We start from the raw sequence: 15,131 nt of genomic DNA, 5'->3' as shown, positions 1-15,131 counted from the left end.
GTTCCTTAGCTAGTCGAAGGTTATGCTGCCCCCAGGCGCGATTCGCGGAACCATCGATGCTTCCCGCGAAACCGGGGGGCAGACCGCCGGCCGCCGACGTTCAACCGCGCGGCAGGCGGAAGGCGGTGAGATGGGGCGAACATCGGTCACCGCCGTGCTCAAGCGGTATTGGATTCCGCTGGTCTTCATCGTGGTCATCGCGATTTCGACGGTCGTCGTCACCCGACTGCACAAGGTGTTCGCCTCCCAGGACCTCAATCCCCATGCCGGCACGGGCATCGAAATCGTGCAGTTCAACCCGAAATACGTCGCCTACGAGGCCTTCGGGCCGCCGGGCACCGTCGCCGACATCAACTACTGGGACGCCGAGGCCAACGTCCACCAGCTCAACAGCGTCCCGCTGCCGTGGACCTACACCGTGGTCACCGTGCTGCCTGCCGTCATGGCGAACATGGTCGTGCAGGGCAATACCGGTGAAATCGGTTGCCGGATCAAAATCGACGACCGGTTGCTCGACGAGCGCCGCGCCACCGGACTCAACGCCCAGACCTTCTGCCTGGTGAAGTCCGGATGATCAAACGGATCACCGCGCAGCCCGAGCACCCGAACGAGCGGCCCGCCAAGCGGCCGTTCTTCGCCCACCTGCTGCGTATTTTCGCGGTGCCGATCATCATTGTCTGGATCGTGCTCACCGTGCTGGTGAATGTCCTTGTGCCCCAGCTGGAAGTCATCTCCGAAGAACACTCCGCACCGCTGGCGCCCATCGACGCCCCCTCGATGATCGCCAGCAAGCTGGTGGGCGAGAACTTCGAGGAATACCAGTCCAACAGCACCGTGATGATGGTGGTGGTCGGCGAGGAAGAACTCGGCGAGGCCGCCCACCACTACTACGACGAGATCGTCGCGAAGCTGGTCGCCGACACCGCCCATGTCGAACACGCCCAAGACTTCTGGCGTGACCGGCTGACCGCCGCCGGCGTTCAAAGTTCCGACGCCAAAGCCGCTTACATCATGCTCAACCTGGTGGGCAACCAGGGCATGACCGAGGCGAATGACTCGGTGGTCGCGGTGCGCAAGGCCATCGACGACACCCCTGCGCCGCCCGGCGTCCAGGCCTATGTGGCCGGGCCGGCCGCGTTGACCGCAGACCTTCGTCAGATCGGCGATGCCAGCCTGGTCAAGATCACGCTGTTCACCATCGCGGCGATCGCGATCATGCTGCTCATCGTGTTCCGGTCGGTGGCCGCGATGTTGACGCAGCTGTTCCTGACCCTGCTGGAGCTGATCTGCGCCCGCGGCGTCGTGGCGGTCCTCGGTTTTCACGACGTCATGGGCCTGACGACGTTCGCGGTCAACATCATGGTGATGCTCGCGATCGCCGCCGGCACCGACTACGGCATCTTCCTGATCGGCCGCTACCGGGAGGCCCGGCTGGGCGGCGAGGACCGGGTCGAGGCGTACTACACCACCGTTCGCAGTGTCACCCCGGTGGTGCTGGGGTCGGGACTGACCATCGCCGGAGCGTCGGCCATGCTGTACTTCACCCGGCTGCCCTACTTCCACACCATGGGCATCCCGGTCTCGGTGGGCATGCTCGTGGTGGTGGCGGCGGCGCTCACTCTGGGACCGGCCATGCTGGTGGTGGTCAGCAGCTTCGGCCTGCTGGACCCCAAACCCGCCAAGCCGGGCGGGTTCTGGCGCCGGGCCGGGGTCTCGGTGGTGCGCTGGCCGGGACCGATCGCGGTGGCCAGCCTGGCGATCATCATGATCGGCCTGGTGGCGCTGCCGGGATTCAGACCCGGCTACGACGACCGTAAGTATCTGCCCGCCGACACCCCGGTCAATGTGGCCTACGCCGCCGCGGAGCGCCATTTCTCGGCAGCCCGGATGGCACCCGATATCACCATGGTGGAATCCGACCACGACATGCGCAATCCGGCCGACATGCTGGTGCTGGACCGGGTCGCCAGGAACATCATGCGGGTGGTCGGGATCGGGATGATTCAGGACATCACCCGTCCACTGGGAATTCCGCTGCAGCACAGCTCGATTCCGTTCCAGATCAGTGTCTCCAACCAGCTGATGATCCAGAACATGAAGTCGCTCAAGGACCGGATCAAAGACATCGACACCATCTCCCAGCAACTCGACAAGGACATCGAGCTGCTGATCCAGATGTACGGATATCTGCAGGAGGTCGACCGGACCTTCGACGACACCGCCGAAGTGACCCGCAACACCGTGGACGTCTCCGACCGGATCCGCGACCACATCGCCGAGTTCGACGACCAGTTCCGGCCGCTGCGCAGCTATTTCTACTGGGAGCCGCACTGTTTCGACATCCCGATGTGCAACGCGCTGCGCAACACCTTCGACGCGACCGACGGCATCGACCAGCTCGCCGAGCAACTGCACTACCTGTCCGACGACATCACCAAGACCGCGCGTCTGTTACCCCAGGCGGTCGAACTGCTGCCGGCGGTGGTCGACACCATGCGGATCATGCGGGCTCTGGTGCTGACCGTGCATTCCACGTTCTCGGCGTTCATCGACCAGATGGAAGACCTGAGCAACACCCAGATCATGATGGGTCAGAGCTTCGACGACTCCAAGAACGACGACTTCTTCTACCTGCCCGCCGAGGCGTTCGACAACAAGGACTTTCAAACCGGCCTGCGCCTGTTCATGTCGCCGGACGGAAAATCGGCCCGGTTCTTCGTCACTCATCAGACGTATCCGGCCACGGCCGAGGGCATCAAGCGGGTCGAGCCGGAGCGGATCGCTGCGCAGGAGGCCCTGAAACAGTCGTCGCTGGCCGACGCCAAGGTCTACATCGGCGGTATGGCGGCGCTCTACGAGGACATGCAGAACGGCGCCAAGTACGACCTGATGATCGCGGTCGTGGCGTCGCTGACCCTGATTTTCCTGATCATGATGATGATCACCCGTTCCCTGGTGGCCGCCGTCGTCATCGTCGGCACCGCATCCAGTTCGATCGCCGCGTCGTTCGGCATCTCGGTGTTGATCTGGCAGCACATCTTCGGCCAGCACATCTACTGGGTGACGCTGGTGCTGGCGGTCATCGTGCTGCTGGCCGTCGGCTCGGACTACAACCTGCTACTGGTCTCCCGCTTCGAGGAGGAGATCCACGCCGGGCTCAAGACCGGCTACATCCGGGCGATGGCCGGCAGTGGTGGCGTGGTGACCTCGGCCGGCATGGTCTTCGCCGCCACCATGGGCATCATGTTCTTCAGCGACCTCAAGGCCATCGGCATGTACGGCACCACCGTGGCGATCGGACTGCTGCTGGACACCTTCGTGGTCCGGGCGTTCTTCATGCCGTCGATCGCGACCTTGCTGGGCAAATGGTTCTGGTGGCCGCAGGTGGTCCGGCCGTGGGGACCCAACACCAACATCCGCGGCATCGCGGCCCACTCCGGTGCGCAGCAGCAGGTCGCCGGCGAGGCAGCGGCCACGCCCTGATCCCTCAACTGTGAGCCGAGGAATCCGGTTGCGCCGCAGCGACATCGGCACACACCGCGACCGCCCCGGCGCCGACATGCAGGGCAAGCGTCGGGCACAGGCTGGTGATCACCGCGGGCTCACAGCCCGGCAACCGCTCGGCCAGCGCAGCGGCCACCTCCTCGGCCCCCGCCCTATTGGCGACGTGATGCACGGCAAGGGACGCCGGGCCGTCCCCGACCACCTCACAGACCCGGTCGATCATCGACGCGACCGCCTTACCGACGGTGCGCACCCGCTGTGCCAGCACGAGCTTTCCCTCATCGACTGCCAGCAGCGGCTTCAGGGACAGGGCGGTTCCCAGCCACGCCGCTGCGCTGCCGATCCGGCCGCTGCGCCGCAGGTTGTCCAGCCGCTGCACCACCATGTAGGCGTGGCCGCGCCGCACGGCGGCATCGGCCGCCGCCGCGACCTGCTGCAGGTCGGCGCCGCCCGCGGCGGCCCGGGCGGCGGCCAGCGCCACGAAACCGGTGCCCATCGCCGCGGACTTCGAATCGACCACCTGCACGGCGGGGCCGATCTGTTGGGCGGCCTGCCCGGCGGTGGCGACGGTTCCCGACAGGGCTGCGGAGATGTGTACCGCCAGCACACCTGAGCCGGCGCTGTGGGCGAGCGCGGTGCGGTAGGTCTCGGCCAGGTCCTCCGGCGCCGCACCGGCCGTGGTGACCCGCTCGCGCAGATAGAGATCGTCGGGCACGTCGTCGACGCCGTCGCGCAGGTCGGCCCCGTCGAGCAGGATGTGCAGCGGCACCGTGCGGATGCCCCAGCGGTCCCGCAACTCGGCAGGCAGGCAGGCCGACGAATCGGTGACGACGACAACGCTCATCGGATGCTCATACCGGCGGGCTGGGGACGCCGGCCTCGCTGAGGGCTTTGAGCATCAGGTCGGCGACCGCCCGGTGCGCTTCGAAGTTCCAGTGGATGCCGTCGGGATTGGCGCGCCCGCTCAGGACTTCATCGGCCACCGCGGCCTTGAGGTCCACCAGCGGGACGTCGTGTTCGCGCGCCCAGGCCGTGATGGCCCGCACCGTGGGTTCGCGTCCCTGGTGGGCTCTGCCGTAGGTGTCGGCGATGTGCACCGACGGCAGCGAGGCGACGATGGGAATTCCCGGACGATTGAAATCGATGGCACCCCTGGTCATCTCGAGATAACTCACGGTGAGGTGCGGCGGCAGGGCCGCCCGCGCGAAGGGCGAGAACCGCGGTTGCAGCCAGCCGTAGAAGTCGCGGACCCAACGCCGCAGACCGGAGGGACGCACGTAGCGGATCAACTCACGCAGCGCCGTCGGCCACACCGACGGCAACGAGTCCATCCCGCTGGTGGCGAAGATGACCGCGCCCGCCCGGGGCAGTGCGGCCCACGCCCGCGGGTCCTGGGTCGACGCCCACCACACGTCGCGGCTGGTCCAGCCGATGCGGCCGATGAGTTCGACATCCCAGCCCAGCTCGCCGGCGACCAGGTTCGGCCAGATCCGCGGGTGGTCGGCAGGCAGGCCGCCGGTCGGCCCGTAATAGGACAGCGAGTCGGCGAAGATCAGCAGCGTGGGCCGGGCTTCGCGCGCCTGCCCGTCAGAAGACTTAGAGTTCACAATCGGCCACCTGTGCTGAGGCATTCCAGACATCGAGACGCCAGCGTACGGCGTCGAAGTCGTCGGGCCCCTGATCGTCGGAATAGCCGCTGAGCTGGGTCCAGCTGGCGTTGGCCATGCCGCCCAGGATCGGCCAGTTCTCCACCGGAAGGCGCAGCAGGGCCGCGGTCAGCGCGGCGATCAGCCCGCCGTGGGCCACCAGCACCACCGGCTGGTCGGCGTGGTCGGCTCTGCCCCACTCCGGCTCCCCGGCCACCAGCTCGCGCACCAGCGGGACGCTGCGCTCGGCGACGTCAATGCGGCTCTCTCCCCCGTGGGGTGCCCATCGGGCGTCGTCGCGCCAGGCCAGCCGGGCACCGGGCGCGGCGGCGTCGACCTCTTCGTGGGTCAGGCCCTGCCAGTCCCCCAGGTGGGTCTCCCGCAGCCGCGTGTCCACCCGGACGTTCAGCCCGTTGTGCTCGGCCAGCACGGTGGCGGTGTCGTAGGCCCGCCACAGGTCCGACGACACGATCAGCAGCGGATGCCGCTTGCGCAGCACTTCGGCGGCCGCCCCCGCCTGCGCGCGGCCCAGGTCACTGAGGACGGTGTCCAGCTGGCCCTGCATGCGGCTGCCGGCGTTGAACTCCGTCTGGCCGTGGCGCAGCAGGATCAGCCTGCGGACCCTCACGACGCGTCCTCGGGCGCCGCGGCACCGGCCGCGTCGATCGGCACGACCGGACAGTCCTTCCACAGCCGGTCCAGCGCGTAGAAGTCCCGTTCGTCCTGGTGCTGGACGTGCACGACGATGTCGACGTAGTCCAGCAGCGTCCAGCGCCCCTCCCGGGTGCCCTCGCGGCGCGCCGGTTTGTACCCGGCCAGGCGCATCTTCTCCTCGATCTCGTCGACGATGGCGTTGACCTGCCGTTCGTTGGACGCCGAGGCGATCACGAAGCAGTCGGTGATCACCAGCTGGGCCGAGACGTCGATGACGACGACATCGTCGGCCAGTTTGTTCTCGGCGGCGCCGGCCGCCACGGCGGCCATTCGCAGAGCCTCGGGTGTCGCGGTCATTGTGGGTCTCCGGGGGTCGGTTGGTAGAGCCGGCGTTTAGACACGTACTGGACCACACCGTCGGGGACCAGGTACCAGATCGGGCGGGATTGGGCTGCACGCCGCCGGCAGTCGGTCGACGAGATCGCCAGCGCCGGCACTTCCACCAGCGTCAGCGCGTGCTCCGGCAGGGAGCCGAGCGCCTCGGCGAGGTGGTCGCCGTTGAGCTCATAACCGGGCCGACTGACCCCCACAAACCGCGCCATCTCGAACATCTCCGGCCAATCCTGCCAGGTCAGGATCGTGGCCAGTGCATCCGCACCGGTGATGAAGTACAGCTCGGCGTCGGGGTGCTGCTCGTGCAGGTCGCGCAGCGTGTCCTTGGTGTAGGTGGGTCCGCCGCGGTCGATGTCGGCGCGGCTGACCGAGAACCGGGGATTGGACGCGGTGGCGATCACCGTCATCAGGTAGCGGTCCTCGGCGGCGGTGACCCGGCGCCCTTTGAGCCAGGGCTGGCCGGTCGGCACGAAAACCACCTCGTCGAGCCCGAACAGGTCGGCCACCTCGCTGGCGGCGACCAGGTGCCCGTGGTGGATGGGATCGAATGTCCCACCCATGACTCCCAGCCGCCGTTTTCGCACGATAGGCCAGCTTACTTGGGGTGCCCGCCCGTGCGAGCGTGTGCCGGGGGCACCGCAGGCGACAACCGGTTCGGCCGCTGCGGCCAGCCGATTTTGACGCCGACGTTAACTTACCGGCCGGGCCAACGCGGGATTGGTACCGCGAACCGGATACCCATCGTGTAAAAGATATTTGTGGAAGATTTTCCGTTGAGCTCACTCGATCGCCTCGAGGCGGCCAAAGCCGCCATGGTGAAGCGATTTCACACCCGTGCCCAGATCAGCGGTGACATCCGGCTGCCGGCCGTGCCGAGCATGCTCGAGGAGTATGTGGCAATGTGCTCGGATGTTTTCGCGGGACTGGGCAAGCCCTTCAGCGACGACGAGCGCGAGCGACTCCGGGAGGTGCTGCGGGGCCAACTCGCCGAGGCGTACTCGCACTCGGTGCGTTCGCACATCATCATCTCCTACAACGCCCCGGTCGGCCCGACGCTGAACTACACGGTGCGGGCTCAGTGGAGTTCGGTCGCCCAGGCGTACGAAGCCTGGCTGAACGAGCGCAAGCCGCCGTTGTTCGGCACCGAACCCGACGCACGGGTGTGGCACCTGGCCGGTGAGGCCGCTGATCCGGCCAGTCACCGGGTGCTCGAAATCGGCGGCGGCACCGGCCGTAACGCCCTGGCGCTGGCACGACGCGGCCATCCGGTCGATGTGGTGGAGATGACCCCGAAATTCGCCGAGATGCTCGTCGCCGACGCCCGGGCCGAGTCCCTGGACGTGCGCGTCATCGTGCGCGACGTGTTCGCCGACGCCGACGATCTGCGCGACGACTACCAGCTGATGGTGCTCTCGGAGGTCTTGACCGATTTCCGGTCCACCACCGAGGTGCGCAAGCTGTTCGAGTTGGCCGCTCGTTGCCTGGCCCCCGGCGGGCTGCTGGTGTTCAACAGCTTCCTGGCCCACGAGGGCTTCGAGCCCGACAGCGCGGTCCGGGAGTTCTGCCAGCAGGTCTACTCGGGTCTGTTCACTCGTGCCGAAATGGCCGCCGCGTCGGCTGGACTACCGCTGGTGCTGCGTTCCGACGAGTCCGTCTACGAATACGAGAAGGCTCATCTTCCCGAGGGCGCCTGGCCGCCCACCCACTGGTACAGCGACTGGACCAGCGGACTCGACGCTTTCCGCACGACGCGGGAAGAGTGCCCGATGGAACTGCGCTGGCTGATCTACGAGCGGACGCGCTGAGGTCCGGCCGGCGCCCGGATGCGCACTCGTGGCGGAGCTCACAGACCCGCTTTCCGGCTGTCCCACAAGCCTTTTTACGTGATCGTCAACCTTTGTTCGACAGGCCGGTAACGTATACACCCCCTGGTACCTCGGCGTAGATTCGGATGCACGCGGTTGTCCGGGGGGAGGTCGGGAAACTTTTGCGTGCACGGGGGGATGGCGGTTCTGCGTGGCCACTGGTCGGCCGCGACGATGAAATGCGCCTGGGAATGGCGACACTCGGTCCCGATTCGGAGTATCGGGGCATCGGGTTGGTCGGCGAAAGCGGAGTGGGCAAATCGACTCTGGCCCGCGCGCTCGGTGCCCGGCTCGCCGAAGCCGGGCGCAATGTGCGGTCTGTGCTGGGCACCCAGACGGGCCGCGATGTACCACTGGGGGCGTTCTCCCGATCGGTGACCGTCGATATGGCCCCCGAACCGGCAGCGATGTTACAGGTGGCGCACAAGAACATTGCCGCGATGAACAACCCGGTGGTCATTGTCGATGACGCTCACCTGCTCGATCCGCTGTCGGCCACGCTGGTCTATCAGATGGCGGCCGAACGCACCGCGCAACTGATCGTGGTGGTCCCGTCCGGCGCGACACTGCTGGATGCCGTGACTGCATTGTTCAAAGAACGGCTGCTGTTGAACCTGCACATCGGCCGGTTCACCCGAGAACAGACCGCCGAACTGACCTGCCGCGTGCTCGGCGGTGTCGTCAGCCCGGCGATGATCAGCGATTTACATAACCGAAGTGCGGGAAATCCGTTGTACTTGAGTGGAATTCTGCGGGCCGGCCGGGAAAGCGGCCTCCTGGTGCACGACGACGACGGCTGGCAGATCAAGGGCGCACTGCAGGCCGACCAGGAACTGTCCGACCTCATCGAGTTTCGGCTGCAGGCGCTGAACCCCAAAGAACTCGAGGCGCTGCAGATTCTGGCGACCGCAGAACTGCTGGACTGGGAGGTCTTCCGCGAGCTGTGCTCGGTCGAGGCGGTTTCCGCCCTGGAGCACCATCGATTGATCCGGCTGGTTTCCGACGGCGCGGGGACCGTGGCCCAGGTGACCTACCCCCTGCTCGGCGAGGCGGTGCTCGAACGTGCCGGGATGGCGCGTTCGCGCCAGCTCAACGGCGTGCTGTGCCAGGCGTTCAACAAATACCTACAGGAAAGCGGGAGCCGTCTGCAGATACCCGACCTGCGCGGAAGAATCCGGATGGCCCAGTTCATGATTCACAGCGATCTGAAACCCGACCTGGACCTGATTCTCAACGCGGCAGTGGACGCCGCGGCCATGTCGAACCTCAGCCACGCCGAGGAACTGGCACGGTTCGCCTTCGACCGTGGCGGGGGTCTGCCGGCCGCGCTGGTCCTCGGCGAAGTCCTGGTCTGGCAGGGCCGAGGCCAGGACGCCGAGGCGGTTCTCGCCCAAGTCAACCTGGACGGTGCCGACGACACCTCGCTTGTCCTATGGGCGTGCACGCGGGCGCTGAACCTGTTCTGGAACTGCGGCGAAACCGAATCCGGCCGCCGCATCCTGGCCGAGGTCCGGGACCGCGCCCGCGGGGCGAGCGCCGCGACGGTCGAGGCGCTCGAATTGGCTTTCGCGTTCTTCACCGGGGACATCACCGCGACGATCCGCAGCGGGCCGCCGCTGTGTGAGGCGCACGTACCAGCGATCGCCACCGCCCTGACCGCTCTCCCGACCGCGCACGCGCTGGCCAAAGCGGGACAGTTCGGCGCGACCGCCACAATCGCCCAAGCCGGATTGCAGGCCGCGGCAAACAGTCACGCGGGAATGGTCCGATTCGGCATCGGTATCGCCGAGGTCATGGCACTGGTCACCGCCGGTGACCTTCCGACCGCCGAGCGGGTCGCCGAGCGCTACACCACGATGGCCGCCGGCATCCCCGAACCCGATGCGATGGCCAAGCTGCTGTCCGGTTTGGTCCACCTGGCCGGCGGGCGACTTCCGCTGGCGTGCTCGCTGTTTCAGGACTCAGCGCGGGTGTTGTCGAGTGCCGCCCCGAAGCTGTGGCCGATGCTTGCCAACGCCTGGGCCACCCATGCCCAAGCGGCGCGGGGCAATGCCGCAACGGCGGCCTCGGCCGCACTGCGACGCTGTGAAGAGGTCTACGGCCCACAGATCGCCGCATTCCTCCCGGAACTGGAGCTGGCCCGCGCCTGGGAAAGAGTGGCGCACGGCCAGACCTCCGACGGCCGGGTGCACGCCCTGCGGGCCGCCCAGGTCGCGCGCCGCTCCGGGATGCTCGCTGTTGAGATGCGGGCGCTGCACACCGCCGTCCGGTTCGGCGACCGCACCCAGGCCGACCGACTGACTGAACTCGCCCAGGCATTGGACGCTCCGTTGCCCGATGCGGTCGCTGCGCATGCGCGTGGCCTCGCCAACCGCGACGCCGACCTGCTCAGCACCACCTCGGACAGATTCGCGGCAATGGGAGCCTCCGCCCTGGCCGCCGATGCGGCAGCCCAGGCTTCCCTGGAGTACGGCCACGCAGGTGAACGGGGCAAGCAGTTGGAGTCGGCGACGCGGGCCCGGCGGTTGGCCGGACAGGGCGACATTCACACTCCCGCAGTCGAGGCGGTGAGTCAGCCGTTACCGATCACCGACCGTGAGCGAGAGATCGCTGCCCTGGTCGCCGCCGGCCTGTCCAACCGCAAGATCGCCGATCGGCTCTCCGTCTCGGTGCGTACGGTGGACGGGCATCTCTACCGGATATTCGCCAAACTCGGTATCGAGCGTCGAGACGAGCTGGTCCGGCTGCTCAGCCGGCCCCAAGCGGGAACCTAGGCCCCTACCACGACGGCGACCACGGCCGCCGGATTCAGATCTCCGACGACCGTGGTCGTATGCAACCGGCTGCTATGCCGGCGATATGCCGTTGCCGCGCGCCGGCGCCCCCCTTGCCGCTGGACCCGCCGGTGGCACCGGCGCCGCCATCGCCGCCAGCGCCGCTAGCAGCGGCGTTGACGCCGGCGCCGCCGGTGCCACCGTTCCCCCCGGGCCCCCGGTGCCGAACCCGGCGATTCCGCCGGCGCCCCCCTTGGCACCGTCGCCGGCGAAGCCGGTCCCAGCCGCGACCGGGCCACCGGTGCCCCCGTCATCCCCGATGCCGGCGGCACCACAATTGCCGCCGATGGGGAAACGGTCACCGGAGACCCGGCGACCGCAACGCACCTTTGCCCTGCGTGAGAAATTCCGCTTCGCAACGCGGTGGCTCCCAGCCATCACACGACCTCCCCGTTGCCCGGATGCTTAAAACACGCTAAGACGCCTTAGGTTATTTCGCCGGCGGCGTGGGTTCATAGAGCAACGAACTACCCTAGTTTTCCGGCGAAAACCGGCCCGTCTACTCGAATCGGCGTCATGCCTACTCCACCCGCCGGGGAGGGCAGTGGACGGCCCGCCTTTGCGCCGGACAACTTGCTACGACCGCGGCCCGGCCGGCAGATCGGGCTAAACCGGCAGCAGGGCGTCGATGACCCCGGCGAGCTGCTTGGCCGAGCGGCACTCATGCATGGCGATCACCTCGCGGTAACGCGGAATCGCCGAATCGCCACTGCCCCAAAGATGCTCGGGCTCGGGGTTGAGCCAGTGCGCGTGCCTGCTGGCGGTCACCAGATGCGACAGCACCTGCACCCCGGGATCGCGGTAGTTCGTCCGTCCGTCCCCGAGCACCAGCAGCGCGCTGCGCGGCGACACCACGTTGGGATAGTTCTCGGCGAACGAGACGAAGGCGTTGCCGTAATCGGAGTGGCCGTCGCGGGTGTAGACCCCGGACTCCCGGGTGATCCGCTGGATGGCCACCGCCAGGTCGGCGTCCGGGCCGAACAGGTGCGTGACCTCGTCGGTGGTGTCGATGAAGGCAAAGACCCGGACCCGGGAAAACTGTTGGCGCAGTGCGTGAACCAGCAGCAGGGTGAAGTGGCTGAACCCGGCGACCGAGCCGGACACGTCGCACAGCACCACCAGTTCGGGGCGGGCGGGGCGCGGCTTGCGCAGCACCACGTCGATCGGAACCCCGCCGGTGGACATCGACTTGCGCAATGTCTTGCGCAGGTCGATGGTGCCGGCGCGGGAGCGCCGCCGCCGTGCGGCCAGCCGCGTTGCCAGGGTCCGCGCCAGCGGCGCCACCACTCGGCGCATCTGGCGCAGCTGCTCCCCGGACGCGCGGAGGAACTCGACGTTCTCGCTCAGTTGCGGGATGCCGTACATCTGCACGTGTTCGCGGCCCAGCTGTTCGGCGGTACGCCGCTTGGTCTCGGCGTCGACGAGCTTGCGCAACGCGGCGATCCGCTGCGCGGCCATCGCCTTGGCGATCTGTTCCTGGGTGGGGCTGGGCTCCTCGCCGTAGGGGGCCAGCAGCCCTGCCAGCAGCTTGCCCTCCAGCTCGTCGAGCGCCAGCGCCTTGAGTGCCTGGTAGGCCGAGTAGGACGGTCCGCGGCTCGAACGGTACTGCCCGTAGGCCCCGACGATCGCGGCGATCATGGCCGACAGCCGCGGATCGGTGTCGGCGAGGTCGGGATTCGCCGTCAGCAGGTCGACCAGCATTGCCCGCATGTCCTCGGCGTCCTCTGGCAGCGGCAGGTCGTCGACCGACTGCGGATCGTCGGAGGTCACCACGGTGCGCCCGCCCAGGGCTGCGGGAAACCACAGGTCGAACATGGCGTCGTAGGTGTCGCGGTGATCCGGCCGGCGCAGCACCGCGCAGGCCAAACCCTCCCGCAGCACCTCCCGGTCCCCCAGCCCGATCACGGTGAGCACCCGGCCGGCGTCGACGGTCTCCGAGGGCCCCACCGAAATCCCCTGCGCCCGCAGGGCTTCCACGAACCCCACCAGATGGCCCGGAATCCCGTGCGGGGCGAGCGGCTGCGCTGGGTGGATGCGGCGCACCATCAGTTCAGTCGCAATTCTCCGGATGCCCGCACCTGATCGGACTGGTGCTTGAGCACCACTCCCAGGGTCGCCGCGACGGTGGCGTCGTCGATGGTGTCCATGCCCAGGGCCAGGATGGTGCGGCCCCAGTCGATGGTTTCGGCAACCGACGGCAGCTTCTTGAGCTGCATGCCGCGCAGCACCCCGATGATGCGCACCAACTCGGCCGCCAGGTGCTCGGGCAACTCCGGCACCCGCGACAGCAGGATGCGGCGTTCCAGGTCGGGGTCGGGGAAGTCGATGTGCAGGAACAGGCAGCGGCGCTTGAGCGCCTCGGACAGTTCCCGGGTGGCGTTGGAGGTCAGCACCGTGAACGGGGTGCGCGTGGCGGTGATGGTGCCCAGTTCCGGCACGGTGACCGCGAAGTCGGACAACACCTCCAGCAGCAGGCCCTCGATCTCGATGTCGGCCTTGTCGGTCTCGTCCACCAGCAGCACCGTCGGATCGGTTCGCCGGATCGCCGTCAGCAGCGGACGCGACAACAAGAACTCCTCGGAGAACACGTCCAACTTGGTGTCGTCCCAGTCGCCGCCCGTACCGGCGGCGTTGCCGGACTGGATGCGGAGAATCTGCTTGGCGTGGTTCCACTCATAGAGCGCCCGGGCCTCGTCGACACCCTCGTAGCACTGCAGGCGCACCAGCCCGGCGCCGGTGGCCGCGGCCACCGCACGCGCCAGTTCGGTTTTGCCGACCCCGGCCGGGCCCTCCACCAGCAGGGGCTTGCCCAGCCGGTCGGCGAGGAACACCGCGGTGGTGGTGGCGGTGTCGGCCAGGTAGCCGGTCTCGGCCAGCCGGCGCGCCACGTCGTCGATGTCGGAGAACAGCGAGGCGTGTTGCGCGGGGGTGGTGGGGTTGTCCATGCGGTGCGGGCTCCTTAGGCGGGACGGGTGTGGCCGTCACCCCACACGATCCATTTGGTCGACGTCAGCTCCGGCAGCCCCATCGGGCCACGGGCGTGCAGTTTCTGGGTGGAGATGCCGATCTCGGCGCCGAAGCCGAACTGTTCGCCGTCGGTGAAGGCCGTCGAGGCGTTGACCATGACGGCGGCGGCGTCGACCTGCTCGCTGAATCGCTGCGCCGCGGCCATGTTGGTGGTGACGATGGCCTCGGTGTGGCCGGTGCCGTACTCGTTGATGTGGTCGATGGCGTCCTCAAGCCCGTCGACCACCGACAGGGCGATGTCCATCGCGAGGTATTCGCGCCGCAGGTGGTCTTCGGCGGCGGCGGCGTCGGCGTCGCCGTGCACCGCCACCCCGGCGGCACTGAGCGCATCCACCAGCCGGGGCACCGCCTCGGCGGCGATGGCCTGGTCGATCAGCAGTGTCTCGGCGGCGTTGCAGACGCTGGGCCGGCGGGTCTTGGAGTTGAGCAACACCTGTTCGGCGACGTCGAGGTCGGCGGCCTCATGGATGTAGACGTGGCAGTTGCCGACGCCGGTCTCGATGGTCGGCACCAACGCGTCGCGCACCACGGCTTCGATCAGGCCCGCGCCGCCGCGCGGGATCACCACGTCGACCAGTCCGCGGGCCTGGATCAGGTGGGTGACGGTGGCGCGGTCGACCGACGACAGCAGCTGCACGGCGTCGGCGGGCAGGTCCTCATCCACCAACGCGCCGCGCAGCACATCCACCAGGGCCTGGTTGGAATGGGCCGCCGAGGAACTGCCGCGCAGCAGCGCGGCGTTGCCGGACTTCAGCGTCAGCCCGAATGCGTCGACTGTGACGTTGGGCCGGCCCTCGTAGACCATGCCCACCACACCGAGTGGGACGCGCTGCTGACGCAGGAGCAGGCCGTTGGGCAGGGTGTAGCCGCGCAACACCTCACCGACCGGATCGGGCAGACCGGCGACCTGGCGCAGCCCCGCGGCGATCCCGTCGACTCGGGACTTCGACAGGGCGAGCCGGTCCAGCATGGCCTCGGGAGTGCCCGCGGCCCGGGCGGCGGCGACGTCACGCTCGTTGGCGGCCAGGATGTCATCGGCATGGGCCAGCAGCGCATCCGCTGCGGCGTTCAGCGCACTGTTCTTGGCCGCGGTGGACAACGCCGTGAGGGAGCGCGAGGCGATCCTTGCCCGCCGGGCGGCGTCATGGACCTCTTGGCGCAGGTCGGGAAGCACGGGGACGCTCATCGTGCCAGAGTATCGGCGAACG

At 68.0% G+C, this 15,131-nt stretch carries 12 protein-coding genes; 4 read left to right on the top strand and 8 right to left on the bottom strand.

Annotation, left to right across the window (positions count from 1 at the left end; translation table 11 throughout):
- Nucleotides 1-130 precede the first annotated feature (130 nt).
- On the top strand, nt 131-574 hold the full coding sequence (locus tag AWC02_RS15960) for an MmpS family transport accessory protein (RefSeq protein WP_085129766.1): 444 nt from the start codon (nt 131-133) through the stop codon (nt 572-574).
- Entirely contained in the window at nt 571-3,483 is a 2,913-nt protein-coding gene (locus AWC02_RS15955; protein ID WP_085129700.1) for an MMPL/RND family transporter, read from the top strand. The genes AWC02_RS15960 and AWC02_RS15955 overlap by 4 nt, the downstream gene beginning before the upstream one ends.
- 4 nt (nt 3,484-3,487) lie before the next feature.
- Here AWC02_RS15955 and AWC02_RS15950 read toward each other — a convergent pair whose 3' ends face one another.
- The 5 genes from AWC02_RS15950 to nadD are packed head-to-tail and all read right to left on the bottom strand — an operon-like array spanning nt 3,488 to nt 6,784.
- Nucleotides 3,488-4,348, bottom strand: coding sequence for a DegV family protein (locus tag AWC02_RS15950; protein WP_085129699.1), 861 nt, complete (start codon nt 4,346-4,348; stop codon nt 3,488-3,490).
- Nucleotides 4,349-4,355: 7 nt separating this feature from the next.
- On the bottom strand, nt 4,356-5,111 hold the full coding sequence (octT, locus tag AWC02_RS15945) for a diglucosylglycerate octanoyltransferase (RefSeq protein ID WP_237160501.1): 756 nt from the start codon (nt 5,109-5,111) through the stop codon (nt 4,356-4,358).
- The gene (gene gpgP, locus AWC02_RS15940) at nt 5,101-5,778 is read right to left on the bottom strand and encodes a glucosyl-3-phosphoglycerate phosphatase (protein ID WP_085129698.1); all 678 of its coding nucleotides are present in this window, start codon (nt 5,776-5,778) and stop codon (nt 5,101-5,103) included. The genes octT and gpgP overlap by 11 nt, the downstream gene beginning before the upstream one ends.
- Nucleotides 5,775-6,161 carry a ribosome silencing factor gene (gene rsfS / locus AWC02_RS15935; RefSeq protein WP_085129697.1) on the bottom strand — a complete coding sequence of 129 codons (387 nt, stop codon included), beginning with the start codon at nt 6,159-6,161 and terminating at the stop codon, nt 5,775-5,777. The genes gpgP and rsfS overlap by 4 nt, the downstream gene beginning before the upstream one ends.
- The gene (gene nadD, locus AWC02_RS15930; RefSeq protein ID WP_419179282.1) at nt 6,158-6,784 is read right to left on the bottom strand and encodes a nicotinate-nucleotide adenylyltransferase; all 627 of its coding nucleotides are present in this window, start codon (nt 6,782-6,784) and stop codon (nt 6,158-6,160) included. Before nadD ends, rsfS begins: the two co-directional genes overlap by 4 nt.
- A gap of 225 nt (nt 6,785-7,009) precedes the next feature.
- On the opposite strand from nadD, the gene AWC02_RS15925 reads away from it, so the two are divergent.
- Nucleotides 7,010-8,002 (top strand): class I SAM-dependent methyltransferase, encoded by a 993-nt coding sequence (locus AWC02_RS15925; RefSeq protein WP_109561048.1) that lies wholly within the window; start codon nt 7,010-7,012, stop codon nt 8,000-8,002.
- Nucleotides 8,003-8,241: 239 nt separating this feature from the next.
- Nucleotides 8,242-10,836, top strand: coding sequence for a LuxR C-terminal-related transcriptional regulator (locus AWC02_RS15920; RefSeq protein ID WP_085129694.1), 2,595 nt, complete (start codon nt 8,242-8,244; stop codon nt 10,834-10,836).
- Nucleotides 10,837-11,502: 666 nt separating this feature from the next.
- Here the strand turns inward: AWC02_RS15920 and AWC02_RS15915 are convergent.
- From AWC02_RS15915 to AWC02_RS15905, 3 genes are read right to left on the bottom strand one after another with little or no spacing between them, the layout of a single operon-like run.
- Complete coding sequence (locus AWC02_RS15915) at nt 11,503-12,945, bottom strand: vWA domain-containing protein (RefSeq protein ID WP_109561047.1); 1,443 nt, start codon at nt 12,943-12,945, stop codon at nt 11,503-11,505.
- The gene (locus tag AWC02_RS15910) at nt 12,942-13,841 is read right to left on the bottom strand and encodes an AAA family ATPase (protein WP_085129692.1); all 900 of its coding nucleotides are present in this window, start codon (nt 13,839-13,841) and stop codon (nt 12,942-12,944) included. Before AWC02_RS15910 ends, AWC02_RS15915 begins: the two co-directional genes overlap by 4 nt.
- 14 nt (nt 13,842-13,855) lie before the next feature.
- On the bottom strand, nt 13,856-15,109 hold the full coding sequence (locus AWC02_RS15905) for a glutamate-5-semialdehyde dehydrogenase (RefSeq protein ID WP_085129691.1): 1,254 nt from the start codon (nt 15,107-15,109) through the stop codon (nt 13,856-13,858).
- Nucleotides 15,110-15,131 lie beyond the last annotated feature (22 nt).

The sequence above is a fragment of the Mycolicibacter engbaekii genome, from assembly GCF_002101585.1.
GTDB classification, from domain to species: Bacteria; Actinomycetota; Actinomycetes; order Mycobacteriales; family Mycobacteriaceae; genus Mycobacterium; species Mycobacterium engbaekii.
Note: the sequence above shows the minus strand (reverse complement) of the source record. Positions and strands in the feature narration are given on the sequence as shown.

Excerpts from the sequence above, each read along its gene's own strand:
- AWC02_RS15960 (WP_085129766.1), top strand. The coding sequence starts at position 131 with ATGGGGCGAACATCGGTCACCGCCGTGCTCAAGCGGTATTGGATTCCG.
- AWC02_RS15955 (WP_085129700.1), top strand. The coding sequence starts at position 571 with ATGATCAAACGGATCACCGCGCAGCCCGAGCACCCGAACGAGCGGCCC.
- AWC02_RS15950 (WP_085129699.1), bottom strand. The coding sequence starts at position 4,348 with ATGAGCGTTGTCGTCGTCACCGATTCGTCGGCCTGCCTGCCTGCCGAG.
- rsfS (WP_085129697.1), bottom strand. The coding sequence starts at position 6,161 with ATGACCGCGACACCCGAGGCTCTGCGAATGGCCGCCGTGGCGGCCGGC.
- AWC02_RS15925 (WP_109561048.1), top strand. The coding sequence starts at position 7,010 with ATGGTGAAGCGATTTCACACCCGTGCCCAGATCAGCGGTGACATCCGG.
- AWC02_RS15920 (WP_085129694.1), top strand. The coding sequence starts at position 8,242 with ATGCGCCTGGGAATGGCGACACTCGGTCCCGATTCGGAGTATCGGGGC.
- AWC02_RS15910 (WP_085129692.1), bottom strand. The coding sequence starts at position 13,841 with ATGGACAACCCCACCACCCCCGCGCAACACGCCTCGCTGTTCTCCGAC.
- AWC02_RS15905 (WP_085129691.1), bottom strand. The coding sequence starts at position 15,109 with ATGAGCGTCCCCGTGCTTCCCGACCTGCGCCAAGAGGTCCATGACGCC.